This is a genomic window from Novosphingobium rhizovicinum, assembly GCF_040813635.1.
Taxonomy (GTDB): domain Bacteria; phylum Pseudomonadota; class Alphaproteobacteria; order Sphingomonadales; family Sphingomonadaceae; genus Novosphingobium; species Novosphingobium rhizovicinum.
Window position 1 is genome coordinate 236,304 of sequence record NZ_JBFNXR010000017.1, and the last position, 23,064, is coordinate 259,367.

Consider the following 23,064-nt stretch of genomic DNA (forward strand, 5'->3'; position numbering starts at 1 on the left):
CATACAGGCTTTAGCGGGTGCTGTCCACGTCGAGATTTGCCTCGATCGCAGTGCCCTTGCTCGCCTGAAGGCGATCGAGCACTTTCCACGACTTGGTCTTGGAGATCGGCTTGGTCTCCTCGATGCGAACGCGCTCACCAGTCTGGTACGCGTTCTCTTCGTCATGGGCGTGGTACTTCTTCGAGCGGCGGATGATTTTCCCGTAGAGGGGATGCTTCACCTTACGCTCGACGAGCACGGTCACAGTCTTGTCGGTCTTGTCGGAAACCACGGTCCCGATCAGGATACGCTTGGGCATCGTGTGTCTCCTTACTTCGCCGCTTCAGCGGAGCGCTGCGTTTGCAGCGTCTTGATGCGGGCGATGTCGCGGCGGACTTCCTTGATGCGGGCAGGGCGCTCGAGCTGGCTCGTTGCCGCCTGAAACCGCAGGTTGAACTGCTCGCGCTTGAGATCGGCCAGCTCGGAGTTGAGCTGGTCGTCGGTCTTAGCGCGCAGATCCTCGATCTTTGCCATGTCACTCACCTCCCAGGTGCGAGGTGTCGCCGAGACGGGCAACGACCTTGGTCTTGATCGGCAGCTTCATCGCAGCGCGGCTGAAAGCCTCTGCAGCGAGAGGGCCGGCGACGCCGTCCAGCTCGAACAGAATGCGGCCCGGCTTTACGCGGGCGGCCCAGTATTCCACCGAACCCTTGCCCTTACCCTGACGAACTTCAGCCGGCTTCTTCGAGACCGGCACGTCAGGGAACACGCGGATCCACAGGCGGCCCTGACGCTTGATGTGGCGCGTGATCGCGCGGCGAGCCGCCTCGATCTGGCGCGCGGTGATCCGCTCGGGCTCGAGTGCCTTGAGGCCGTACGAGCCGAAGTTCAGATCGGTGCCGCCCTTGGCGTCACCCTTGATCCGGCCCTTGAAGGCCTTGCGGAACTTGGTCTTTTTTGGTTGCAACATGGTGCTTCTCTAATCCTGAGCGCGGCGCTTAGCGGGCGGGGCGGACGCCGGAGGTCTGAGCCTCCATCATCAACCGGTCCTGCGCCGTCGGGTCATGGCCGAGGATCTCACCCTTGAAGACCCAGACCTTGATGCCGATGATGCCGTAGGCGGTCAGCGCCTCGGCCTCGGCATAGTCGATGTTCGCACGCAACGTGTGCAGCGGAACGCGACCTTCGCGGTACTGCTCGACACGCGCGATTTCCGCGCCGCCCAGACGGCCCGAGCACATCACCTTCACGCCTTCAGCGCCAAGGCGCATCGCGGACTGCATCGCGCGCTTCATGGCACGACGGAATGCGACGCGGCGGATCAGCTGATCGGCGATACCCTGCGCGACGAGCTTGGCATCGATCTCTGGCTTGCGGATCTCGACGATGTTCAGCTTGACTTCGCTGCTGGTCATTGCCGCGAGCTGCTTGCGCAGCTTCTCGATGTCGGCGCCCTTCTTGCCGATGATGACGCCCGGGCGGGCGGCATAGATCGACACGCGGCACAGCTTGGCAGGACGCTCGATCACCACCTTCGAGATCGCCGCCTGCGGCAGGCTCTTGATGATGAACTTGCGGATCTTGAGGTCTTCCTCAAGCAGCTTGCGGTACTCACCGCCCTCGGAAAACCAGCGGCTGTCCCAGGTGCGGTTGATCTGCAGGCGCAGGCCGATCGGATTGGATTTATGACCCATGGCTCAGGCCTCCTCGACTTCGCGAACGACGATCCTCAGGCGCGAAAACGGCTTGAGGATGCGGGTGGACTTGCCGCGACCGCGAGCGTGGAAACGCTTCATGGTGATCGACTTGCCCACGCTAGCCTCGGCCACGACGAGCGCGTCGACGTCCAGGTTGTGGTTGTTCTCTGCGTTGGCGATCGCCGATGCGAGAACCTTGCGCGCGTCCTCGGCCATTGCCTTCTTGGAAAACGCGAGGATGTTCATCGCGTCTTCGGCGCGGCGGCCGCGGATCAGGCCGGCAACGAGATTAAGCTTCTGCGCCGAACCACGGATGGTGGTGTTGACGGCCAGAGCCTCCTTGTCGCCGACGCGACGGGGTGCAGCTTGCTTGCTCATCAGCGCTTGCCCTTCTTGTCGGCCGCGTGACCGGGGAAGCTGCGGGTGGGTGCAAACTCACCGAGCTTGTGACCGACCATGTCTTCGTTAACGGCGACGGGGATGAACTTGTGCCCGTTATAGACCTGGAACGTCAGGCCCACGAACTGCGGAAGGATGGTGGAGCGGCGCGACCAGGTCTTGATCGGACCAGCGCGGCTACCGGCGTCCTGCGCGACCTCAGCCTTCTTGAGAAGGTACAGGTCAACGAAGGGGCCTTTCCAGACGGAACGTGCCATCGTGTCTTACCTCTTCTTCTTGGCGTGGCGCGAACGGATGATCATCTTGTCCGTCTGCTTGTTGTGACGAGTGCGAGCACCCTTGGTTGGCTTGCCCCAAGGCGTGACCGGGTGACGACCACCCGATGTGCGGCCTTCACCACCGCCGTGCGGGTGGTCGACAGGGTTCTTGGCGACACCGCGGGTGAGGGGGCGACGGCCCATCCAACGCTTGCGACCAGCCTTCGCGAGGGTCTGGTTGGCGTTGTCCGGGTTCGACACGGCACCGACCGTGCCCATGCAGTCGCCGCGCAGGTAACGCTGCTCGCCCGAGTTCAGGCGCACGATGACCATACCGCGGTCACGGCCCACGACCTGCACATAGGTGCCGGCCGAACGTGCGATCTGACCACCCTTGCCGGGCTTCATCTCGACGTTGTGGCAGATCGTGCCAACCGGCATCTGCGACAGAAGCATCGCGTTGCCGGGCTTGACGTCTGTCTTCTCGCCCGCGACGACCTGATCGCCGGCAGCGAGGCGCTGCGGAGCCAGGATGTAGGCCAGTTCACCGTCCTCGTACTTCACCAGTGCGATGAAGGCCGTGCGGTTCGGATCGTACTCAAGCCGCTCGACAGTAGCAGGCTGGTCCCACTTGCGACGCTTGAAGTCGATGTAGCGGTACTTCTGCTTGTGACCGCCGGCGATGCCGCGCGACGTTACGTGACCCTTGTTGTTACGGCCACCGGTCTTGTGCTTGCCTTCGGTAAGCGCCTTGACGGGCTTGCCCTTGTGAAGGCTCGACTTGTCGACGAGGACAAGGCCGCGACGCGCGGGGCTCGTCGGGTTATAGTTCTTAAGTGCCATCGGATCAGCCCCGTACGCCTTCGGTGATGTCGATCGACTGGCCCTCGGCCAGCGTGACAATCGCCTTCTTCACGTCGCTGCGACGGTATTCCTTACCGCGCCAGCGCTTGGTCTTGCCCTTGACGACAATCGTGTTGACGCCGGTCACCTTGACGGAAAACAGCGCCTCGACGGCAGCCTTGATCTCGGGCTTGGTCGCCTTGTCCGCCACCTTGAAGACGACCGCGTTGTGCTCGGAGAGCATGGTCGACTTCTCGGTGATGTGGGGCGAGAGGATCACGTCGTAATGACGGATATCCATTTCCTTGGTCTTAGCCATTGAAACGCGCCTCCAGCTTCTCGACCGCGGCGCGCGTCAGCACCAGCGTATCATGCTTCAGGATGTCGTAGACGTTGGCGCCGGCAGCCGGGAGCACGTTCACGCCGACGAGGTTGCCAGCGGCGAGTGCGAAGTTCTCGTTCACGGCATCGCCGTCGATCACGAGAACCTTGCCGTTCCAGCCGGACTTGCCGAACTGAGCCGCCAGAGCCTTGGTCTTCGCTTCGACGCCTTCGAGGCTGTCCACGATTACGAGGCCGTTCTGCGCCTTGGCGGAGAGAGCCATCTTGAGCCCGAGTGCACGAACTTTCTTGTTCAGCGACTGGCCGAACTCGCGGCGACGAGCACCGTGAGCCTTACCACCGCCGATGAAGACGGGGGCCGCACGGTCACCGTGACGAGCCGTACCGCCGCCCTTCTGCCGACCGAACTTCTTGCCGGTGCGGGCAACTTCCGAACGCTCGCGAGTAGCGCGGGCGATGCCGCGGCGATTCTCGAGCTGCCAGGTCACGACACGATGCAGGATGTCAGCGCGCGGCGCGATGCCGAACACGTCGTCCGAAAGCTCGATGTCGCCGGCACCGCTGGAACCGTCGAGATTGAGGACTTGTACCTTCACTTGCTCAGCCCTCCTGACCTTCGGTCGCCTCTGGCGCCGCGGCTTCATCCGCAGGCGTGTTGGCAGCCGAGTCATTGCTGTTGGCGGCCTGCTTCAGGCCGGCGGGGTAGGGCGCTTCGGCGTGGCGAGCGACCTTGACGGCGTCCGAGACAGTCAACCATGCGTTCTTCGAGCCGGGCACCGAACCCTTCACGAAGAGCAGGCCGCGCTCGTCGTCGACGCGAACGATCTCGAGGTTCTGCTGCGTGCGCTGACGATCGCCCATGTGGCCGGCCATCTTCTTGTTCTTGAAGACCTTGCCCGGATCCTGGCGCTGACCGGTCGAACCGTGTGCACGGTGGCTGATCGAAACACCGTGGGTGGCGCGCATACCGCCGAAGCCCCAGCGCTTCATCGCGCCTGCAAAGCCCTTGCCCTGCGTGTGACCAGCAACGTCTACGAGCTGGCCGGGAACGAAGTGCGATGCAGCGATCGTAGCACCGACCTCGAGGACGGCGTCGTCCGCGACGCGGAACTCAGCAACCCGCTGCTTGAACGGAACCTGCGCCTTTGCGAAGTGCTCACGCTGCGGCTTGGCAACGTTCTTCTGCTTGGCTTCACCTGCGCCGAGCTGGACGGCAACGTAGCCATCACGATCGGTGGTGCGGACCGAAATCACCTGATTGTCTTCCAGTGCCAGAACGGTAACCGGCACGTGCCGTCCGTCCTCCTGGAAAAGCCGGGTCATCCCGACTTTCTTGGCGATCACGCCAGTACGCATGACCCTGTCTCCTAAACAGAGGCCTGCCGAGACCATCCCGACAGGCATGTCCAGCCCTGGTTCGATGCGTGCCCCCGTCCGGGCTGGGTGCTCCCTGAAAAGCCCGGTGGGCCTTCGGAAGCGAGACGGGGGACGCATTCCCGACCATTGCCCGAAGGCGCTGGACCGGAGGTATCCCTTATGTCCGCAGCGGGGTTTGGTCGCCGCGGCTCTGTCTCTCGGCGGGTTTTTCTCCCCGCTGGAGCCGAACCGGAAGGTTCGGAAGGAATGTGGCCGTTAGACCAAAACTTGCGCGTCGGAAAGCGGCGATTACGCCAGCTTGATCTCGACGTTGACGCCCGCTGCCAGATCGAGCTTCATCAGCGCGTCGACAGTAGCGGCGTTGGGCTGCACGATGTCGAGAAGACGCTTATAGGTGCGCACCTCGAACTGCTCACGCGACTTCTTGTCGATGTGAGGACCGCGAAGCACAGTGAACTTCTCGATCTTGGTCGGCAGCGGAATGGGACCCCGGATCAGTGCGCCCGTACGGCGGGCGGTATCCGCGATCTCTCCAGTAGCCTGGTCGAGCACGCGGTGGTCGAACGCCTTGAGGCGAATGCGAATGTTCTGAGCTTCCATGTCCCTACCGATGAGAAAGAGCGTTCTAAAAAAAGGCGGTCGCCCCACTCCCCGAATAAGCCCGGAAGAATGGGGCGACCGACTCAAAACCTGTCCCGCAGCGAATCAATCGCTGCGGGAGATGGGCCTATATTACTTCGTGATCTTCGAGACAACCCCCGAACCCACGGTGCGGCCGCCTTCGCGGATAGCGAAGCGGAGGCCGTCGTCCATGGCGATCGGAGCGATCAGCTTGACGGAGATCGTCACGTTGTCGCCGGGCATAACCATCTCGGTGCCCTCGGGGAGGATCACTTCGCCGGTCACGTCCGTGGTGCGGAAGTAGAACTGCGGACGGTAGTTCGCGAAGAACGGGGTGTGACGGCCGCCTTCGTCCTTCGACAGAACGTAAACTTCGGCGTCGAAGTCGGTGTGCGGGGTCACGGTGCCCGGCTTTGCGAGAACCTGACCACGCTCAACGTCTTCGCGCTTGAGGCCACGAACGAGCGCGCCGATGTTGTCGCCGGCTTCGCCCTGGTCGAGCAGCTTGCGGAACATCTCGACGCCGGTGACAACGGTCTTCTGCGTGTCCTTAAGGCCGACGACTTCGACTTCTTCACCAACCTTGACGATACCGGTCTCAACGCGGCCGGTCACAACCGTACCGCGACCCGAGATCGAGAACACGTCCTCGACGGGCATCAGGAAGGGCTTGTCGGTCGGACGGGGCGGCTGCGGGATCGACTCGTCGACGGCCTTCATCAGTGCGAGGATCGATTCCTTGCCGATGTTCTCGTCGCGGCCTTCCAGAGCGGCCAGAGCCGAACCCTTGATGATCGGAATGTCGTCGCCCGGGAAGTCGTACGAGCTGAGCAGTTCGCGAACTTCGAGTTCAACGAGCTCAAGGAGCTCTTCGTCGTCAACCTGATCGACCTTGTTCATGTACACGACCAGAGCGGGAACGCCGACCTGGCGAGCGAGCAGGATGTGCTCGCGAGTCTGCGGCATCGGGCCGTCGGCAGCGTTCACGACCAGGATCGCGCCGTCCATCTGCGCAGCACCGGTGATCATGTTCTTCACGTAGTCGGCGTGGCCCGGGCAGTCGACGTGCGCGTAGTGACGTGCATCGGTCTCGTACTCGACGTGTGCGGTCGAGATGGTGATGCCACGCTCGCGCTCTTCGGGAGCCTTGTCGATGTTGGCGAAGTCAACCGCTTCACCACCGAATGCCTCGGCCATAACCTTGGTGATGGCAGCCGTCAGCGTCGTCTTGCCGTGATCGACGTGGCCGATGGTGCCGATGTTGCAGTGCGGCTTGTTCCGCTCGAATTTTGCCTTCGCCATCTTACAAACCTTCTTTTCGCTTGGATCTGAAACTGCGGGAAATTGAGGCGACGCCCGCGGAATCGAGCGCCGCCCCTAGAATGATCTCGCCCCTTAGGCAAGCTTCTCCTTGACCTCGGCCGCGACATTCGCCGGAACCTCGTCGTAGTGGGAGAAGAACATTGAGTAGTTTGCACGACCCTGAGTGAACGAGCGGAGCTGGTTCACGTAGCCGAACATGTTGGCCAGGGGCACCATTGCCTCGACGACTTGCGCGTTACCGCGGGTGTCGGTGCCCTGGATCTGTCCGCGACGGCTGTTCATGTCGCCGATGACGTCTCCAAGGTACTCCTCGGGGGTGACGACTTCGACCTTCATGATCGGCTCGAGTAGCTTGATGCCCGCCTTCTGAGCGACTTCACGCATACACCCGCGGCCGGCGATTTCGAACGCCAGGGCGGACGAGTCGACGTCGTGGTAAGAACCGTCATAGAGGTTGATTTCGAAGTCGATGATCGGGAAGCCGACCAGCGAGCCCGAGGCAGCCGTCTCGCGCATGCCCTTTTCGATCGCGGGAATATATTCCTTGGGAATATTGCCGCCCTTGATCTCGTCCTTGAAGACGATGCCCGAGCCGCGCTCACCCGGCGTGACCTTCACCTTCACGCGGCCGAACTGGCCGGTACCACCCGACTGCTTCTTGTGGGTGTAGTCCACGTCCACCGGCTTGCCGAGGTATTCGCGGTAAGCCACCTGCGGCGCGCCCACGTTGGCCTCGACCTTGAACTCACGGCGCATGCGGTCGACGATGATGTCGAGGTGAAGCTCGCCCATGCCCTTGATGATCGTCTGGCCCGATTCGTGATCGGTCGAGACGCGGAACGAGGGATCCTCGGCCGAGAGGCGGTTGAGCGCAACGCCCATCTTCTCCTGGTCGGCCTTGGTCTTGGGCTCCACCGAGAGCTCGATGACGGGCTCGGGGAACTCCATACGCTCAAGCACGATCGGCTGACGCTCGGCGCACAGGGTGTCGCCGGTGGTGGTCTCCTTCATGCCGGCCAGGGCAACGATGTCGCCTGCGAAGGCTTCGTCGATGTCCTTGCGGTCATTGGCGTGCATCTCGAGGATACGGCCGACCTTTTCCTTCTTGTCCTTCACCGAGTTCAGGTAGCTGCCCTTGGTGAGCGTGCCCGAATAGATGCGAATGAAGGTGAGCGAGCCGACGAACGGATCGTTCATGACCTTAAAGGCGAGAGCCGAGAACGGCGCGTCGTCCTTGGCAGGACGGCTGTCCTTCTCGTCGCTGTCCATCTTGACGCCCTGAACGTCGGGAATGTCGAGCGGCGAGGGCAGGTAGTCGACCACGGCGTCGAGCAGAGGCTGCACGCCCTTGTTCTTGAACGCCGAGCCGCAAACGACCGGCACGAAGGCGTGGCCGAGCGTGCCCTTGCGGATCAGCTTCTTGAGCGTGTCGACGTCAGGCTCGTTGCCTTCCAGGTACGCTTCCATGGCGTCGTCGTCCTGCTCGACCGCCAGCTCGATGAGCTTGGTGCGGTACTCGGCAGCCTCGTCGGCCAGGTCGGCAGGGATCTCTTCGTAGAAGAACTCGGCGCCGAGCGACTCGTCCTTCCAGATGATCGCACGGTTGTGCACGAGGTCGACCAGGCCCTTGAGGTCGGCTTCCATGCCGATCGGCAGGTACAGCACGGCAGGGGTGGCGCCGAGACGGTCGATGATCGACTGCACGCAGTACTTGAAGTTCGCGCCTGTGCGGTCGAGCTTGTTGATGAAACACATGCGCGGCACGCCGTACTTGTCGGCCTGGCGCCACACGGTCTCAGACTGCGGCTCAACGCCGGCAACGCCGTCGAAGCATGCTACAGCGCCGTCGAGGACGCGCAGCGAACGCTCGACTTCGATGGTGAAGTCGACGTGCCCTGGGGTGTCGATGATGTTGATGCGGTAGTCGCCCCAGAAACAGGTGGTCGCTGCCGAGGTGATGGTGATGCCGCGCTCCTGCTCCTGCTCCATCCAGTCCATGGTGGCGGCGCCGTCGTGGACTTCGCCGATCTTGTAGGACTTGCCGGTGTAGTAGAGGATGCGCTCGGTCGTCGTCGTCTTGCCGGCGTCGATGTGCGCCATGATGCCGATGTTACGGTACATCGAAAGCGGATGGCTGCGTGCCATGGTATCAATCCTTGGGTGTACGGGAGTGGGAGCCGTGCGTGAGATAGGGCTCCAACCCCTTGATTAAAAGTGTGACGCCGCGATGACGAGCCGTGTGCCTTGCGCCGACAGGGGGCGAGGCACACGGCGAACCGACTACCAGCGGTAGTGCGAGAAGGCGCGGTTGGCGTCGGCCATGCGGTGGGTGTCTTCGCGCTTCTTCACCGCGTTGCCACGGTTGTTGGCGGCGTCGAGCAGTTCGCCCGAGAGGCGAGCTGCCATGGTGGTCTCCGGGCGGTTGCGCGCAGCGGTGATCAGCCAGCGGATCGCGAGAGCCTGAGCGCGTTCGGGGCGAACTTCGACAGGAACCTGGTAGGTCGCACCACCGACGCGGCGGCTGCGAACTTCGATCTGCGGCTTTACGTTCTCCAGCGCGGCATGGAACATCTGCACCGGATCGGCCTTGGCACGGGCTTCCATGGTGTCGAGCGCGCCATACACGATGCCTTCGGCGGCGGACTTCTTACCGTCGTACATGAGGTTGTTCATGAACTTCGACAGCACCTGATCTCCGAACTTCGGATCAGGCAGGATTTCCCGCTTTTCGGGACGACGACGACGTGACATTTCTTGAATTCCTTCGGAATACCGCGGTCACATGCATGACCGGCTTGCAGCTTCAGCCTGCTCTCTCAACCAGCTTCCCTGTGCGTTGCGCTTGAAGCGCATCGGGAAACAAGCCGAGGCGAGCTTCGCCAGGGCAGACTTACTTCGGGCGCTTGGCGCCGTACTTCGAGCGGGACTGCTTGCGGTCCTTGACGCCCTGCGTGTCGAGCACGCCGCGCAGGATGTGGTAACGCACACCGGGAAGGTCGCGCACACGGCCGCCGCGGATAAGCACGACAGAGTGCTCCTGAAGGTTGTGGCCCTCGCCGGGGATGTAGGAGATGACCTCGCGCTGGTTGGTGAGGCGCACCTTGGCCACTTTGCGGAGAGCCGAGTTCGGCTTCTTCGGAGTGGTGGTGTAAACGCGAGTGCAGACGCCGCGCTTTTGCGGGTTCTGCTCCATCGCAGGGACCTTCGATTTGGCCTTCTGCGGCTCGCGGCCCTTGCGGACCAGCTGATTGATCGTCGGCATTTCTACTCTTCTTCCTGATGGAGTGCGATGGATCCGTCCCGGGTATGGCCCCGTGTGCGCATGCGCAGAGGGTCCGGGCCGGACCCGTCGCACCCCGGTCCATGGGGCCGGAGGGAAGAGGGAGAAGGGTGACGGTATCACGAAAGGGCGGATCGAATGCGGGCGCCTTAACGCCGCATCGACGGGATCTCGCCATCACGTGAGCCGAAAACACTCCACCCGACGAACCCGCCGGATTACTTTGTCGCATGCGGCAAGGAGCGTTTTCTCCGAGGAGGAGAATGCGTCCAGCGCGCAGCGCCAATGTTCAGCTCTGCAATTGACCCGTGCGAAATGAACCGCTCGGGATGGGCGCCGTTAGACAATTCCATGTGCCAGGTCAAGTGCCGGTCCGGCAGCGGTTCGGCTGCTCCTGCCGGTCTGCCCTTGCTGGGTGCTGCCGAGGGCTGATGTCCCGATGGGGTATAGCTCGAGTCCTGCTGTTGACTCCAGGAGAACTCCTCGCCCCATATGACCAGCGTGGAAGCTCTTCGTAATGCGAGGCACTTTTCGTCGGACGACGGGAACAGGGGGGCGGGTGAGAGCGTCAAGTACGATGGAGTGCGCACGCACTCCCGGCCAACTCGCGCAGTCCTGGCGGTGTGATGCGGCTCGAGACCTGGATCGGGCGCGATAAGATGCCGAGTGAGAGGCTGGAGAGATATGCTGCTGAGCTGATGGCGCTGGCAGAACAGATGCGGCAGGAAGGCGATGAGCCGTCGTGCTTCTCGGGCCTTCCCGTTTCGGGCTCATCTCTGTCCAGGGAAGGGCAGCGTGGGGTGAACACGGGCTCCTCGCAGAGTGGGGTTCATAGGGATAATCCGTCGGGGCAATCGGCCGATCGTGCGCGCGTACTCTCACGCTGGTTCGAGATAGCAACGCGGCTTTATCGTTTTCGTCGGCGGCGCGATCGTGTCTTCGGTGCGATCTTCGGGGAGCCTGCCTGGGATATCCTGCTGGACCTATTCATTATGGAGGCGAGGGGGAAGCGCGTGCCGGTCAGCAGTGCCTGCATCGCATCGGGCGCATCGCATTCCACTGCGCTGCGACAGATCGACGAACTTGTCCGCCATAAGCTCGTCTGCCGCGAGCGCGACGAAAGCGACAAGCGGCGAACATATCTCAGGCTCAGCGACGAGGGCCTGACGAAAATGGCGACCGCCCTCGAGCAACTGGCTGACGAGGGCGAAGTCGAGGTTTCAGAGGAGCTGAATCGAGCGCGGGCTAGTGGCTGATCTTGGCCTGAACGCTCATTCGAATGGCGGTCAGCGCCGACTTCGTATCCATCTTGCGGAGCATGTTGGCGCGATGGATTTCTACCGTGCGCGGGCTGATCGCCAGTGAAGTGGCGATCTCGCGGTTGGTTAAGCCCGATTGCAGATGCTCCAGCACCTCGGCCTCGCGCTTGGTCAGCGTCTTGAGCTTCTGGCGTGCATCCGCGGCACCGTACCGCAACTCGACCAGAGCCCTGAGTTGTTCGGCGCAGCTGTCAAGGAGCCTCTCGATATCGTGCCTATCGAATGGCATGGGCAGATAGCCCACCAGACCCTGCAAGATAAGCTGGGAGCATGTGAGTGAGTCCAGCTCCCGGCCATAGCCGAGGATGGGCGCCCAGTAGTCGCGCAATTGCATATCTCTCAAGAGTTCGGCGATCTCCGTGCCTTCGTCATGCACGAGGATGAGACTTTCCGTATTTCCCTGAAGGCGGAACTCTGTAACGCTTTCGAACGGTTCTACATGAAAGCAGATGCCTTCCAGCGCCTTGATGCGCTCGGCGCGGCGACGGAAATCCGTGTCGATCAACGAAATGGTCGTATAGCGTTGCATGGGCTGCAACGTACGTGTTTCCCCTTGGTTCGGGAAGCCTAAGAAATGTTCATAATGAACTTTTGCTTAACTGCTCTTTGACATGACAAATATCAAAATTTGGCCAAGCTTGGGGCGCTTGGTTGAGGAAGCGCGGCAGGATCTTCACGCAAGCGATGGCTGAGATGGGCCTCTACTCTGCTCATTGGTTCTGCGGCTATAGCAAGGCTTGCCAGCACAGCTTCGATTGCCGATGGTGTCCCGGCAAAGAGAGGAGGCCTTATTTATGGTCAAGATGCGGATGATTGCACTCACCACTCCCAAGCCAGGCCGGGAGCAGGAATTCCACGACTGGTACAATAACGTTCATTTGCCTGAGCTGGTCAACACCTTCGGTTTTCAGGAAGCGAGCCGTTGGGAGTTGGTGGCCAAGCTGATGGGCTCTGATACGAACCCATACCTGGCGATCTATGAGTTTGAGGCCGAAGAGCCGATGGCCTTCCTCGGTCAGATGGGCGAGGCCGCACAGAGCGGGAAGCTGACGCAGTCCGACGCGCAGGACTTCGGGACGTGCTACACAGCGGTGTTCCAAGCTCTTGGCGAGCCCGTCAGGCCCTCCTGAGTAGTCGCTGCTCGGTGGTGCGATATCAGTTCCAGCCCGGAATGTTGTCATAGAACCAACTGACGATCGGTGCGTTATGGGCCCATGTCCATGCTCACTGATCGTCAGGCCGCCAGTGCCGTCCTCCGCCTGGGACGGCGCACGAAATTGCAAGCACGCGCCGATGTGAGCGCAGTTGGTTTGCTCAGCATCACAGCACTGGTCTGCGGCATCCTGCTTTCAACGACCGTTCTGGTCACGGCGGCCATCAGGGAAAGCCGGCGGTAGTAACGCGACAGCCTCGCGCGAGCCATGAAGGCGCGCCCTGAGCGTTTCCACTTTGAGCGGAAACGCTCCGGATCACCCATCACTACTTTGTCCAAGCCGCTGACTGAGCGGGCAACTTGGAAAAGCTCTAACGCCCGATGAATTTCGGCGCGCGCTTCTCTCTAAGAGCCATGACGCCTTCCAGGTGGTCTGCGCTTCGGACGCTTACCGACTCGTAGGCAATGCCTGCGTCGATCAGTGCCGTGGTCAGGCGTTTGAGTTCCAGGTTCATCAGTACTTTGGTGGCGCGGATGGCAACCGTGGCGCCATTCAGCAGCTTGTCACAGAACGCGTCCACGCGCGCGTCCAGTTCTTCGAGCGGAACGCAGTGGTTGACCAAACCAATCTCGGCAGCCTTGCTGGCGGTGAGAAGTTCGCCGCTCAGCAGATATTCCTTCGCACGGGTAAGGCCAATGCGCTGTGCCCAGATAATGGCTCCGCCATCGCCAGCCACCAAGCCAAGCCCCACATGCGGGTCTCCGATCTTGGCGTTTTCGGCTGCGAAGATCACGTCGCATAGCAGCGCAAGGGTGGCTCCCAGCCCCACTGCATGACCGTTGAGCCGGCAGATCACCGGCTTGTCGATGTCCAGCAAGGTGGTGACCAGCCGCTTGGCCATGCGGGCTTCATGGTCGAACAGGTGCGGATTGCGCGCGTTCTTCTCGATGTGGTCGAGGTCGCCTCCCGCGGAGAAGGCGCGTCCGGCGCCGGTGAGCACGATCACGTCGGATCCGCTGTCACCTTGTGCGAACCATAATGCCTGCGGAAGCTCGTCATGAAGCTCCAGGTTAACCGCGTTCATCGCTTCGGGGCGGTTAAGGGTGATGCGCAGGAGCCTTCCTTCGCGGGCCATGGCGATCGAGCCGAAGCTGGGAAGCGGCGGTGCGGTGTCGGTCATGGCGTGATCTCCCTCATTGGTGGCGCAGTCATAGTCATCGATTTGCGATCGGCTACAGCAATCTTTGCGTCGCTGCATCGCCCGAGCGGTCCCGCACGCCATTGCACGAAGCGCGCGGTCGTGCTGAACAAGCGCGCAGCAAGCACGTAGCGACGGGCGGGAGAGCAAGAGATGGCGCAATTCGACGAGACGTTTGACTGGGTGATTGTTGGCAGTGGTGCCGGCTCGATGAGCTCCGCATTGCTGATGAAGCAGGCTAACAAGTCCGTAGTCATCCTCGAAAAGGCGGAATGGGTCGGCGGAACCACCTGCAAGTCGGGAGGAGTCATGTGGATCCCGGCCAACCGCTTCATGGAACCTGGCGAGGATACGGTCGAGAAGGGCGTCGAGTACCTGAACGCCGTGGTCGAAGATGCGCCTGACGCGCCCGGCACCAATCCGGAGCGGCGGCGTACCTACGTGGTCGAGGCACGCAAGATGCTGGACTTTATCGTGGGGCAGGGCGTCGAGCTCGAGCGTGGATCCACGTTCTGGCCGGACTACTACGATGAACTGCCGGGCGGCGTCAAAACCAGCCGTACCGTGACCGCGCTGCCGTTCGACACGAATGAACTCGGCAAAGAATGGGCGCCCAAGCTGCGGAAGGGCTTTCTGGAAGTGCCGGCCAAGCTGGATGAGGGCATGCAGCTTCCGTATATGAAGCATTCCTGGGAGATCAAAAAGATCTTCCTGAAAATCGCAGGCCGCTTCGTTCTCGGCAAGCTGACAGGGAAGCACTGGGTCACCGCCGGGGCGGCGTTGCAGGGACGGATGCTGAAGGCGGTGCTGGAAAAGCGCGCCGCGGACATTCGGGTCAACTCACCCGTTAACGAAGTCATTCTCGAGGGCGGTCGGGCCGTTGGCGTGGTTACCGTGAAAGACGGAAAGCCCTGGCGGATCGGTGCGAACCTCGGGGTACTGATCAATGCCGGTGGTTTCTCGCAGAACCAGGCCATGCGGGACAAGTACATGCCCGGCACTCGCAAGGAGTGGTCCAACGGGATTGAAACCGACACTGGCGATCTGCACGTTGAGCTTGAGCGCAAGGGTGCGGCACTCGGGCAGATGGATCAGATGGTCGGCTTTCAGATGAGCGAGGCTCCTGGCTGGGACACCGATTACGTCAAGCCGGGTACCCAGAGCACCACTGGGAAGCCGCACGCGATCCAGGTCGATCAGTCGGGAGTGCGCTACATGAACGAGGGCGGCTCCTATGAGGAGTTCTGCGAGAACATGCTGATCCGGGACAAGACGGTGCCAGCGATCCCGAGTTGGGCCATCATGGACCAGCAGTACATGGACAAATACGCCGTGGCCGGAAAAGGCATGGCGAAGAAGAACATGGCCAAGTGGCTGGAGTCCGGATGGATGCGCAAGGCGGACAGCGTGGAAGCGCTTGCGGACGCGATCAAGGTTCCTTCAGCCGCTCTGAAAGGGACGGTCGATCGCTGGAACGGCTTTGTCCGCAACGGCAAGGATGAGGACTTCCATCGCGGCGAGCGTGCCTATGATAACTGGCTCGGAGACCCGTTCTTCAAGGAAGGGCCGAACGCCTGCATGGGTACGATCGAGAAGGGGCCATTTTACGCGATCCCGGTCGTGCCGGGCGACGTCGGAACCTACGGCGGTGTCGTGTGCGACAGTCAGTCGCGCGTGTTGAAGGCCGATGGTACGCCGTTTGAGGGGCTCTATGCATGCGGCGTTTCCACCGCATCGCCAATGGGCAAGGTCTACCCGGGCGCGGGCGCCAGTGTGGGGCCGTCGATGACCTTCGGCTGGATCGCCGCCAAGCACGCTGCCGGCCTCGGCAACCAGGTTTGATGAACCCGGAGGAGCTGGAGGCGGCCGGCTGGTCGCCTCTGGGTACGCGCGCTTTCTCTGCAGCCATCGGTCAGGTGTGGATGCGTGGCGAACCAGGCGCGCGCGAAGTGTGCCTGCCATGTGGAACGGCCATCGCTAACGACCACATGGGCATGGTCCATGGCGGCGCACTGATGACGTTCGCCGACATCGCGCTCGGCGTGGTGACCGTTGATGCGATCGGCGGCCCGTGGTGCTCTACCGCCCAACTCCAGTACCACTTCGCGTTGGGCGTGAAAGTCGGTAGCTTGTTGCTTTGCTCGCCCGAACTCGTGCGGCAAACGCGCCGCATGGTATTTACGCGTGGCTTGTTCCGCGTGGGGGAGGAGACAGTCGGATCCGCCGACGCCATCTACAACGTCTTCGAACCTAAACCCTGACCCTCGTGTCCGCAGTTGTGACGTATCGAAGGTTCGGGATGTCCGCCGGAGGGGAGATAAGGGAGGTGAAACGGTTGCCTTGGAGAAGCTTGCGGAAAGCTTGGCGAACTGCCCGGCGCGAGTATTCTCGAAACTGAAGCTCCCCACAGCCAGTCTTAGCTAACGGTCTCCTGTGCGACGCAAGCACACCCAGCTTTTATGCTGAGGTCGATCCGGCGGTTCGGTGGGGCAACGAGAGTTCGAGGGCACCTCTGCGAGCGCACCGCACCGTCGGTGAGTGGTCAAACTGATGCGCGAGTTGCGCACGTTGTCTGCTGGGCAGGAACCATCTGCGTCGATGCGGCTATCCGCTCTTGGTGGCCGAGTTGAGGTTGGTCTGGCCCTCCACGTTGTCTTCGCCCAGCTGCCCGGTGCCATGATACGCTGCATCGCTCTGGCCGCCGTGGAAGTCCTTGTCTTTCGTGGGCTTGTCCTGCCCCTGATGAGGGTTGGGATAGGCGCCACCATGGCTTTCACTTTCGCTGCGGCCATGCGTCACCGGAGTGCCTACTCCGTCGTTCCGTCCTTTTGGCCGACCGGCGCCGCTAGCCTGCAGCGGGAACTTGCCGTCGTTGTCGCTCATGGAGATGCTCCTGTCCGAGATCGGCTTGATCATTCTCTGCATCAACACACGTGGGCAAGGAAACGTTCCGTTGATGTTGCCGCTCACACCTCGAGGAGCGCGTAAGGACGGCCGAATTGTGCCGAGACGACGAACTGCGCGCAGTTGTACACGGGCACGCCGCGCATGGTTCGTCCACCATACGTACCGCGATGCGCATGGCCGTGGACGACGAGCTTGACGTTGTCGAAGCGGTCCACGGCGTCCGCCAAGCGGGAGGAGCCAAGGAACGGAAAGATCTCGGCCGGTTCGCCTTGGACGGTGTCTGATACAGGAGCGTAGTGCAGCACGGCGACCGTGCGCTCTGTGCGGAGTGAGCGAAGGGCGTTTTCCAGCTTGCGGGCTTCGTTCAGCGCCTCGTCGACAAAGGTCTTGATCGCGCTTTCGCCAAAGGCACCAAGTTCGCCGCGACCGAACCCGCCGACAAAGCCTTTGACGCCAGCGAAGCCCACATCTTTGATCACCACCGCCTGCTCATCGAGAACCTGCGCGCCCGCTTGCTGAAGGATGTGGGACACGTGTTCGGGTTGGCCGCACTCATAGTCATGATTGCCGAGCACGGCGACGACGGGAATGGAGCAAGAGACCAGGTCCTCGGCAAGGCGCTCCGCCTCTGTCGTTTTGCCAAAATTGGTCAGATCACCGCAGAGGGCAAGGACATCGGCATTGTCCGAGATTTCCTTGAAGAGCTCACGATATCTCTGAGAATCATGTTCTGTGACGTGAAGGTCGCCGATGGCTGCCAGGCGCAGGCGGCTAGGTGTGTCGCTCATGCTTCTCGTCCAGTCCCTTTCCAACCAAGTCTGCGAAACCCCACTCACTGATATCGACAAGGTAATCGCGCGGAGAAAACAGCCGACCGCGACAGACCGGAACAGCTGCCGGCGGCAGTTCCGCTTGAGCCTGAATGCGCTCGATCAGTACGTCGAAGAGCCAGCGGGGGATGAGGTCCCGCTCGGTGGGGTATATGAAGCGAAAGTTCAGTATGTGGAGGAGAAGAACCTCCCAATAGAGTTCCATCAGAGAGAGGAGCCGCTGCCAGTCGATCTGTGCGTGCTGCCTCAGAATGGTGTGAGCCACGTCCGCGCCGTCATAGCGGTAGCGATCCTGTATGAACGCTTTGGAGACGATGAACTCTGTAGGGGGCGTGAGGCGCACCTGTGAGCCGTAGATCTCGGCGGTGAAGACCTCCGTGAACCAGGCATCGGTGATCGGTACCGATGCAGAAGACATGTTGAAGATGACGTCGAAGAAGTGGTCACCAGACCACACTTTCGCGATCCAGCGATCATCCTCCACGGAGACGCGATAGCCTTCAGCCTTGAACTTCGCGAGCAATCTCGGCGCGTCGCCTGGCTTGCAGAAGACGTCTATGTCCTTGGTTGGCCGCACCACTCCGGTATGGCACGTCAGCGCGTAAGTGCCTGATAGGAGATAGGGAATATCCCAGGTGTTAAGTAGCTTGAGGCTGTCTGAATAGAAACCGACCGCGTCGGGTGGTGGTTCGAAACTGGCCGCTTCGGCCTCAGGGCATTGATTGAGCATGAAGTTTGCCGAACCGATCGCAGTTGACTGTGATCAACCCGAGGGCGTCTGCTTGGTTCCCTCAAGCGGCTATGAGCTGGCGACGCTGGCTTGGACAATACATCGAGCTGTCGCCCCCCGCAGAGGAGTGGCTTCATCCCGCCAGCGCGTTTTCACCTTTAGCGGAAGGTTGCAGTCGCACGCGCCGTTTGTCACACGCCTAGCGTGCACTGCTTCACGCGTTAGGATGACCGCCGACCAGCGGGCCGGCGTTCACAGATGACACCCCTGTGCGCCCGCTAGGAAATGCAGTGGAAAATGGAGCTTCTTAATTCGCTGAAAAGTTGGTCGGGGAGACAGGATTCGAACTGGCAAAGTGTGTTGACACAGAAACCCTGCGGATTCGCGGTTTTCTGCGGGCTTCGAGGGGCAATCTGTCACGCTAACTGTCAATAATCACTGTCAATACAGATGCGAATGAGCTATGTAGGAGGGCATGAAAAGCTCTCGCCAACGTAAGTCCGATTACCTCTGGCATCGTCCGAACACCGACGCGATTTGGTTTAGCCGCGCGGTCCCAAAGCGCCTCTGGGCCAGCGAGGGGAAACGGGTCATTCAGAAGAGCTTGGGGACGACTGACCGACGAGAGGCGCAAGCCCTGGCACGCCGGCTGGCAAGTGAGTTGGATCAGCGGTGGGGCCTCTTGCCGGGGACGGGAACGCAACTGGCGCAGGCCCGTGCGCCGCTCGATCACGAGCTAGACGAAGCTGCAGTGGTGCTAGGCTATGAGCTTCCCCTTACCGATGCCGACGCTGGACGCCGTACGCTCGCCGGCAAGGGCCGGCACATGTACCAAGCTCACGTCAACTACGTGCGCAGCGACCTTGAAGAGCAGATCCGTGCGACTGCTACCGGCGATGATGCACTTGTGCGGGATCTCGCAGCCGAAGCCATGGCGGCGTTTGGAGTGGAGCTGGATCGCACCAGCGACAGCTACCGCGAGTTGGTCGATAGGTTGAATGGGGCACGCTTGGCGAACCTCAAGGCGCAGCATGCGCGGAACATGGGCGAACTTGATGTCGTGGTCGCGAGCCCGGTTGTTGAGCGTGTCCGCCAGCGCGAGCGCGACAAGGCAAAGCCGGGTGAGACCTTGCTAGAGCTGTTCGATAAGTACGCTGACCATCGCCTTGCCGAGGATGGAAAGCGCAGCGACACGCTCGCTCAGGATCGTAAAATAATCGAGCAGTTCGCCGGGTTCGTTGGGCCGGACCGGTCCATTCAGTCGATCAAGCCAGAGCATGTTCGCGAGTACCGCGACGTACTGCGTCAGCTTCCGCCAAAGTGGAGCGAGCGCACCGACATGCGCGAGCTGAGCATGCGAGAGGCGGCGGCGAAGGCCCGCGCCCACGACTTACCTTGTCTCGCGCTCACAACCATCAACAAGCACCTTTCGACGATTTCGCCGCTGTTCGCCTGGCTGATCGAAGAGCGGTGGGACGTGGCGAACCCGTGCACCGGCTTGCACTTCAAGCGCGTGAAGGGAAAGAACCCGCGCCCGCCATTCGGCACGGCTCGCCTGAACGCGGTTCTCGCGTCACCGCTGTTCACCGGCTTTCAGGCAGACGGGAAGGAGCATCGCCCTGGCAACATGCGGGCAAATGACTGGCGTTACTGGATACCGATGCTGTGCCTCTTCACCGGCATGAGGGTGGGGGAGGCGGCGCAGCTTCGCACCGAAGACGTGACGCAGCACGATAGCGGCGTTTGGGTGATCGACATTCATCACAAGCCGGAGAAGGGGCAGACTACGAAGGCAGGCCAGTCACGGGCGACTGTGGCGCATAGCAAGCTGGTAGAGTTGGGCTTCGTCGAGTTCGTTGAGGGCAGGCGAAGCGCCGGCGGTGATAGTCGGCTGTTCCCCGAACTGGTGGCGAATGAGCGTGATCAGATCGGGGCGAAGCCGTCCGAGTTCTGGCGCGACTATCTGACCCGTATCAAGATCAAAGCTGGCCGCGATGGCTTGGGAGCGCATAGTTTCCGGCATGAGTTGGCAGACAGGTTGCGCGATGAAGTCGGGCTAGTTGACGATCAGGTGGCGGTTGCGCTCGGCCATGATCAGAAGAGCACCACGGCAGGCTATGGGACGGTTCGGCAAGGTACGGTCAAGTTCCTGGCGCCAGCGATGGAACAGGTGCGCTTCGATGGCGTCGATTTCTCGCATTTGACCGCATGAAGCCAGAAAAGCGAATAGGCTCTATTTTGCCTGTAAACGCCCCTTAGGGAGCGATGAGGGAAATATGGCCCTCCAGTTCAGCCGGACCCCATCGCCGCGTTCTGAGGTGGGTTTCTGCCCAAAATAGACGCATCTCTACGCGGAACCTTATCCGTTTAGAGGATCTTGCGAGGTTTTCACCTCCGAGGGTTCCGGTTTGTCGTCGATCACCAGGAAAACGAAAAGGGCACTCCGAGGGGTCCTGTGAACTCCGCGGTGTGTGGTTGAATTTACTAACCTAGCTTACTTTGACAAAAAGGCAGCGCAGCTGCCAGCTATCCTGAGCGAAGCGAAGGATAGAAGAATCAGATTCTGAATCTAGGTTAGATATATTATATATATAATTCTTATTCGCGTGCGTGCGCATAATGCGCGCAGGTGACGCGGGCGCGCTACGCGCGCTAGGGGGTGATGACTTTTCTCGAAACCTCACGGCGTTGACCCTGGAAGGGCGCGGGGACGGATCATGCGGCGGCGTTCCGACCAACTTAGCTGTTCCCTTCCCGTTCCAAATGAGCTATACTCGGCGTCGTTCATGGTCGATCCCATGACGCCCGCTTGAGGATCGGGTTACATCCACAAGTTTCCCGGAGTTCTAAAACTTCGGCGTCTGCGGCGATCACGATAGCGCGCGCTCGATGAAGACACGTTGAAGGGCTCAGTGCGGCCCGCCCGAGAAATGGGCACCTCAAGCCGAGGCTAAGGCGATCCCGCGACTACGCGGTCTGATCACAACCTTCCCGCTGGTGTCCTGTGTCCCGTTCGTCGTCCACTGCCAACCTTGCTGCGTCGATTGCCTCCTGGCGAAACGGCAGCGCTGGGTTCTTCAAGTTCCTCGCGGAGGTCGAGCCGCGCGTGCGGTCGAGCACAGGCGGCTTTGTGCCGTTCGCTCCTGGCCCGCGTGAACAGGCCGAGATCGAGAAGGCACTGGACGGCAAAGACGTGTCCGTCGCGGTGTTCTGCTGGCCTCGCCGGCATGGCAAGAGCGTCACGTCCGCCATGATCATCGTTTGGCGGTTCCTGACCCGGCAGACAGAAACAGTTGCGGTGGTCGCGAACTCCGAGAAGCAGGTGGTTGATACCGCCTTTCGTTCGATCCGAGAGGCGTTCGAGCAAACCCCGTTGCTTAAGCGGCTTGTGAAGGCTGGCACCATCAACGTGCTCGGTGATCGCATCGACTTTCCTACCGCTGGCTCCACCATCCAAGCTTTCAGCGCCAACCCCGCCGCCCTCTGGGGTAAGAAGCTGTCGTGCGCCCAAGTCTCCGAGCTGCATGCCGCGCCAAAGGGCGATGAAGTGTTTGCGGCGCTGGCGGGCTCGCTACTCGACACGGCGGGTTCGCTGATGCTGATCGACAGCACCGTCTCTCCCAGATCGAACAAGCTGTACGAACTCTATCAGGCGGCGAACCACGCGAGCGACCCTGATATGTCCATCGCGTTCAGCCATATTTCCTACGCTGATCTAGAGGACGCCTGCCGCAACGCGCCGCCCTGGATTAGCGAAAGCAAGCTGCGCTCGCTCTCGCGCCAGATGCTGCCGCATGAGTTCGCGCTATACCACTTGAACCGGTGGGGCGACGCAACCAGCGCCTTGTTCCCGGCGGACGTGCTGGCGGCTTGTACCCATGAATACCCGCTAGACGTGAAGGCGCTTGCTGCGGGCTCTGCCTACATCGTCGGCGCCGGCCTGGATCGCGCGTTCGGCGGTTCCAAGCATGGCGACCGCACGGTGGCGGCATGTGTCGTCAAGATTGTGCTGGACGAAAACGAGCATGTGTTCGTGTTGAATGCCGACAGCGTGTTCATGTCGCGGCTTGGCGGCATTAAGAGCCGCCTGAGTGGATATCATCGTGACTTCGGCATGAGCCGCACCACGCTCGAGTCCTACAACGCGCAAGACGTTGCCGATTGGGCCGCAACACAGTCGTTCAGCTCCGGCGTTGAGGTGGTGCATCCCTCGCGTAGGACGAAGTACCAGGCGTTCATGGGGCTCTACCAAGCCGCCGCTGAACAGCGCCTCCACATCCATCCTGCCTTCAAGGATCTACTTGCCGAACTGGCGGTGTTCGAGGTGCACGCGGACGGCAAGGCCACTGATGGTGAAGCTGCCGTGCCCAAGTTCACGCACCCGCGCGGCGCTCATGATGACTACGTGCATGCGCTGGCTTGGGCAGTGCACTCGCTACGGCATGTGACCCTCAACCCGTACGAGATCGAAGGTATCCACTGTAACGGGCGAGGGCCGGCGGTGGCCGCCTGCGTGCTGAACGGTGGGCCCCACGTTCCGATGTGCGCGCGTGAGTGCCGATCAATGCGCGAAGCCTCGCGGCTGTACGACGCCTACCAAGCACGCGGGCCGGTGCAGCCGGTCGACTTCGAAGTTTTTGCTACGGAAAAAATGAAGAATGTTGGCGCACACACGGTGCCACGATGATAAAGTTCGTGACTAAGCAGGTAATCTGCGTTATACTACTAACACTTTCCTATACTTGCAATTGGTAGTCTCTGTGTTCTTCGCGTCTGATACTGTCCGAATAGCAAATTCGTCGCGCGAT

The 23,064-nt window shown here is 61.3% G+C and carries 26 protein-coding genes; 6 read left to right on the top strand and 20 right to left on the bottom strand.

Annotated elements, in window-relative coordinates:
• Positions 1–10: 10 nt before the first annotated feature.
• The 15 genes from rpsQ to rpsL form a co-directional block, all read right to left on the bottom strand.
• Complete coding sequence (rpsQ, locus tag ABUH87_RS02625; RefSeq protein WP_367769026.1) at positions 11–298, bottom strand: 30S ribosomal protein S17; 288 nt, start codon at positions 296–298, stop codon at positions 11–13.
• A gap of 11 nt (positions 299–309) precedes the next feature.
• Entirely contained in the window at positions 310–513 is a 204-nt protein-coding gene (rpmC, locus tag ABUH87_RS02630; protein WP_367769029.1) for a 50S ribosomal protein L29, read from the bottom strand.
• A gap of 1 nt (position 514) precedes the next feature.
• The gene (gene rplP / locus ABUH87_RS02635; RefSeq protein WP_021233439.1) at positions 515–949 is read right to left on the bottom strand and encodes a 50S ribosomal protein L16; all 435 of its coding nucleotides are present in this window, start codon (positions 947–949) and stop codon (positions 515–517) included.
• Positions 950–977: 28 nt separating this feature from the next.
• Complete coding sequence (gene rpsC / locus ABUH87_RS02640) at positions 978–1,673, bottom strand: 30S ribosomal protein S3 (protein WP_367769033.1); 696 nt, start codon at positions 1,671–1,673, stop codon at positions 978–980.
• A 3-nt stretch (positions 1,674–1,676) separates the two neighbouring features.
• Positions 1,677–2,054 carry a 50S ribosomal protein L22 gene (rplV, locus tag ABUH87_RS02645; RefSeq protein ID WP_367769037.1) on the bottom strand — a complete coding sequence of 126 codons (378 nt, stop codon included), beginning with the start codon at positions 2,052–2,054 and terminating at the stop codon, positions 1,677–1,679.
• Positions 2,054–2,332: a 30S ribosomal protein S19 gene (gene rpsS, locus ABUH87_RS02650; RefSeq protein ID WP_367769040.1), complete on the bottom strand. Its 279-nt coding sequence runs from the start codon at positions 2,330–2,332 to the stop codon at positions 2,054–2,056. The genes rplV and rpsS overlap by 1 nt, the downstream gene beginning before the upstream one ends.
• A gap of 6 nt (positions 2,333–2,338) precedes the next feature.
• A complete protein-coding gene (gene rplB, locus ABUH87_RS02655) occupies positions 2,339–3,175 on the bottom strand; it encodes a 50S ribosomal protein L2 (RefSeq protein WP_367769043.1) in 837 nt (278 codons plus the stop codon).
• A 4-nt stretch (positions 3,176–3,179) separates the two neighbouring features.
• Positions 3,180–3,494 (bottom strand): 50S ribosomal protein L23, encoded by a 315-nt coding sequence (locus ABUH87_RS02660; RefSeq protein WP_367769046.1) that lies wholly within the window; start codon positions 3,492–3,494, stop codon positions 3,180–3,182.
• A complete protein-coding gene (rplD, locus tag ABUH87_RS02665) occupies positions 3,487–4,113 on the bottom strand; it encodes a 50S ribosomal protein L4 (protein WP_367769049.1) in 627 nt (208 codons plus the stop codon). Before rplD ends, ABUH87_RS02660 begins: the two co-directional genes overlap by 8 nt.
• A gap of 4 nt (positions 4,114–4,117) precedes the next feature.
• Positions 4,118–4,873, bottom strand: a complete 756-nt coding sequence (rplC, locus tag ABUH87_RS02670) for a 50S ribosomal protein L3 (protein WP_367769057.1) — start codon at positions 4,871–4,873, stop codon at positions 4,118–4,120.
• 309 nt (positions 4,874–5,182) lie between these two features.
• Positions 5,183–5,494, bottom strand: a complete 312-nt coding sequence (gene rpsJ / locus ABUH87_RS02675) for a 30S ribosomal protein S10 (RefSeq protein ID WP_353985287.1) — start codon at positions 5,492–5,494, stop codon at positions 5,183–5,185.
• A gap of 132 nt (positions 5,495–5,626) precedes the next feature.
• A complete protein-coding gene (tuf, locus tag ABUH87_RS02680) occupies positions 5,627–6,817 on the bottom strand; it encodes an elongation factor Tu (RefSeq protein WP_367769060.1) in 1,191 nt (396 codons plus the stop codon).
• 93 nt (positions 6,818–6,910) lie between these two features.
• On the bottom strand, positions 6,911–8,983 hold the full coding sequence (gene fusA, locus ABUH87_RS02685) for an elongation factor G (RefSeq protein WP_367769063.1): 2,073 nt from the start codon (positions 8,981–8,983) through the stop codon (positions 6,911–6,913).
• 135 nt (positions 8,984–9,118) lie between these two features.
• Positions 9,119–9,589 (bottom strand): 30S ribosomal protein S7, encoded by a 471-nt coding sequence (gene rpsG / locus ABUH87_RS02690; protein WP_367769070.1) that lies wholly within the window; start codon positions 9,587–9,589, stop codon positions 9,119–9,121.
• 139 nt (positions 9,590–9,728) lie between these two features.
• Positions 9,729–10,100, bottom strand: coding sequence for a 30S ribosomal protein S12 (rpsL, locus tag ABUH87_RS02695; RefSeq protein WP_103728300.1), 372 nt, complete (start codon positions 10,098–10,100; stop codon positions 9,729–9,731).
• Between the two features lie 644 nt (positions 10,101–10,744).
• Here rpsL and ABUH87_RS02700 point away from each other — a divergent pair.
• Positions 10,745–11,374: a hypothetical protein gene (locus ABUH87_RS02700; protein WP_367769073.1), complete on the top strand. Its 630-nt coding sequence runs from the start codon at positions 10,745–10,747 to the stop codon at positions 11,372–11,374.
• On the opposite strand, the gene ABUH87_RS02705 is transcribed toward ABUH87_RS02700, so the two are convergent.
• Entirely contained in the window at positions 11,364–11,966 is a 603-nt protein-coding gene (locus ABUH87_RS02705) for a response regulator transcription factor (protein ID WP_367769162.1), read from the bottom strand. The genes ABUH87_RS02700 and ABUH87_RS02705 overlap by 11 nt on opposite strands.
• 265 nt (positions 11,967–12,231) lie before the next feature.
• Here ABUH87_RS02705 and ABUH87_RS02710 point away from each other — a divergent pair, with 265 nt between their 5' ends.
• The gene (locus ABUH87_RS02710; protein ID WP_367769076.1) at positions 12,232–12,567 is read left to right on the top strand and encodes a hypothetical protein; all 336 of its coding nucleotides are present in this window, start codon (positions 12,232–12,234) and stop codon (positions 12,565–12,567) included.
• A 394-nt stretch (positions 12,568–12,961) separates the two neighbouring features.
• On the opposite strand, the gene ABUH87_RS02715 is transcribed toward ABUH87_RS02710, so the two are convergent.
• Entirely contained in the window at positions 12,962–13,771 is an 810-nt protein-coding gene (locus tag ABUH87_RS02715; protein WP_367769079.1) for an enoyl-CoA hydratase/isomerase family protein, read from the bottom strand.
• Between the two features lie 171 nt (positions 13,772–13,942).
• On the opposite strand from ABUH87_RS02715, the gene ABUH87_RS02720 reads away from it, so the two are divergent.
• Positions 13,943–15,631, top strand: a complete 1,689-nt coding sequence (locus tag ABUH87_RS02720) for an FAD-binding protein (protein ID WP_367769082.1) — start codon at positions 13,943–13,945, stop codon at positions 15,629–15,631.
• Positions 15,631–16,050 (top strand): PaaI family thioesterase, encoded by a 420-nt coding sequence (locus ABUH87_RS02725; protein ID WP_367769084.1) that lies wholly within the window; start codon positions 15,631–15,633, stop codon positions 16,048–16,050. Before ABUH87_RS02720 ends, ABUH87_RS02725 begins: the two co-directional genes overlap by 1 nt.
• A gap of 343 nt (positions 16,051–16,393) precedes the next feature.
• Here ABUH87_RS02725 and ABUH87_RS02730 read toward each other — a convergent pair whose 3' ends face one another.
• From ABUH87_RS02730 to ABUH87_RS02740, 3 genes are all read right to left on the bottom strand, one after another.
• On the bottom strand, positions 16,394–16,672 hold the full coding sequence (locus ABUH87_RS02730; protein ID WP_367769087.1) for a hypothetical protein: 279 nt from the start codon (positions 16,670–16,672) through the stop codon (positions 16,394–16,396).
• 83 nt (positions 16,673–16,755) lie between these two features.
• On the bottom strand, positions 16,756–17,484 hold the full coding sequence (locus ABUH87_RS02735; protein WP_367769090.1) for a metallophosphoesterase family protein: 729 nt from the start codon (positions 17,482–17,484) through the stop codon (positions 16,756–16,758).
• Positions 17,468–18,256 (bottom strand): nucleotidyltransferase family protein, encoded by a 789-nt coding sequence (locus ABUH87_RS02740; protein WP_367769092.1) that lies wholly within the window; start codon positions 18,254–18,256, stop codon positions 17,468–17,470. Before ABUH87_RS02740 ends, ABUH87_RS02735 begins: the two co-directional genes overlap by 17 nt.
• 475 nt (positions 18,257–18,731) lie before the next feature.
• On the opposite strand from ABUH87_RS02740, the gene ABUH87_RS02745 reads away from it, so the two are divergent.
• Both ABUH87_RS02745 and ABUH87_RS02750 read left to right on the top strand, forming a co-directional pair.
• Positions 18,732–20,468: a tyrosine-type recombinase/integrase gene (locus ABUH87_RS02745; protein WP_367769095.1), complete on the top strand. Its 1,737-nt coding sequence runs from the start codon at positions 18,732–18,734 to the stop codon at positions 20,466–20,468.
• A gap of 792 nt (positions 20,469–21,260) precedes the next feature.
• On the top strand, positions 21,261–22,943 hold the full coding sequence (locus ABUH87_RS02750; RefSeq protein WP_367769099.1) for a terminase large subunit domain-containing protein: 1,683 nt from the start codon (positions 21,261–21,263) through the stop codon (positions 22,941–22,943).
• Positions 22,944–23,064: the final 121 nt, after the last annotated feature.

What these genes read in the sequence shown, in the direction of transcription:
- rpsQ (WP_367769026.1), bottom strand. Translation starts at nt 298, where the DNA reads ATGCCCAAGCGTATCCTGATCGGGACCGTGGTTTCCGACAAGACCGAC.
- rpmC (WP_367769029.1), bottom strand. Translation starts at nt 513, where the DNA reads ATGGCAAAGATCGAGGATCTGCGCGCTAAGACCGACGACCAGCTCAAC.
- rplP (WP_021233439.1), bottom strand. Translation starts at nt 949, where the DNA reads ATGTTGCAACCAAAAAAGACCAAGTTCCGCAAGGCCTTCAAGGGCCGG.
- rpsC (WP_367769033.1), bottom strand. Translation starts at nt 1,673, where the DNA reads ATGGGTCATAAATCCAATCCGATCGGCCTGCGCCTGCAGATCAACCGC.
- rplV (WP_367769037.1), bottom strand. Translation starts at nt 2,054, where the DNA reads ATGAGCAAGCAAGCTGCACCCCGTCGCGTCGGCGACAAGGAGGCTCTG.
- rpsS (WP_367769040.1), bottom strand. Translation starts at nt 2,332, where the DNA reads ATGGCACGTTCCGTCTGGAAAGGCCCCTTCGTTGACCTGTACCTTCTC.
- rplB (WP_367769043.1), bottom strand. Translation starts at nt 3,175, where the DNA reads ATGGCACTTAAGAACTATAACCCGACGAGCCCCGCGCGTCGCGGCCTT.
- ABUH87_RS02660 (WP_367769046.1), bottom strand. Translation starts at nt 3,494, where the DNA reads ATGGCTAAGACCAAGGAAATGGATATCCGTCATTACGACGTGATCCTC.
- rplC (WP_367769057.1), bottom strand. Translation starts at nt 4,873, where the DNA reads ATGCGTACTGGCGTGATCGCCAAGAAAGTCGGGATGACCCGGCTTTTC.
- rpsJ (WP_353985287.1), bottom strand. Translation starts at nt 5,494, where the DNA reads ATGGAAGCTCAGAACATTCGCATTCGCCTCAAGGCGTTCGACCACCGC.
- tuf (WP_367769060.1), bottom strand. Translation starts at nt 6,817, where the DNA reads ATGGCGAAGGCAAAATTCGAGCGGAACAAGCCGCACTGCAACATCGGC.
- fusA (WP_367769063.1), bottom strand. Translation starts at nt 8,983, where the DNA reads ATGGCACGCAGCCATCCGCTTTCGATGTACCGTAACATCGGCATCATG.
- rpsG (WP_367769070.1), bottom strand. Translation starts at nt 9,589, where the DNA reads ATGTCACGTCGTCGTCGTCCCGAAAAGCGGGAAATCCTGCCTGATCCG.
- rpsL (WP_103728300.1), bottom strand. Translation starts at nt 10,100, where the DNA reads ATGCCGACGATCAATCAGCTGGTCCGCAAGGGCCGCGAGCCGCAGAAG.
- ABUH87_RS02700 (WP_367769073.1), top strand. Translation starts at nt 10,745, where the DNA reads ATGCGGCTCGAGACCTGGATCGGGCGCGATAAGATGCCGAGTGAGAGG.
- ABUH87_RS02705 (WP_367769162.1), bottom strand. Translation starts at nt 11,966, where the DNA reads ATGCAACGCTATACGACCATTTCGTTGATCGACACGGATTTCCGTCGC.
- ABUH87_RS02710 (WP_367769076.1), top strand. Translation starts at nt 12,232, where the DNA reads ATGGTCAAGATGCGGATGATTGCACTCACCACTCCCAAGCCAGGCCGG.
- ABUH87_RS02715 (WP_367769079.1), bottom strand. Translation starts at nt 13,771, where the DNA reads ATGACCGACACCGCACCGCCGCTTCCCAGCTTCGGCTCGATCGCCATG.
- ABUH87_RS02720 (WP_367769082.1), top strand. Translation starts at nt 13,943, where the DNA reads ATGGCGCAATTCGACGAGACGTTTGACTGGGTGATTGTTGGCAGTGGT.
- ABUH87_RS02725 (WP_367769084.1), top strand. Translation starts at nt 15,631, where the DNA reads ATGAACCCGGAGGAGCTGGAGGCGGCCGGCTGGTCGCCTCTGGGTACG.
- ABUH87_RS02730 (WP_367769087.1), bottom strand. Translation starts at nt 16,672, where the DNA reads ATGAGCGACAACGACGGCAAGTTCCCGCTGCAGGCTAGCGGCGCCGGT.
- ABUH87_RS02735 (WP_367769090.1), bottom strand. Translation starts at nt 17,484, where the DNA reads ATGAGCGACACACCTAGCCGCCTGCGCCTGGCAGCCATCGGCGACCTT.
- ABUH87_RS02740 (WP_367769092.1), bottom strand. Translation starts at nt 18,256, where the DNA reads ATGCTCAATCAATGCCCTGAGGCCGAAGCGGCCAGTTTCGAACCACCA.
- ABUH87_RS02745 (WP_367769095.1), top strand. Translation starts at nt 18,732, where the DNA reads ATGAAAAGCTCTCGCCAACGTAAGTCCGATTACCTCTGGCATCGTCCG.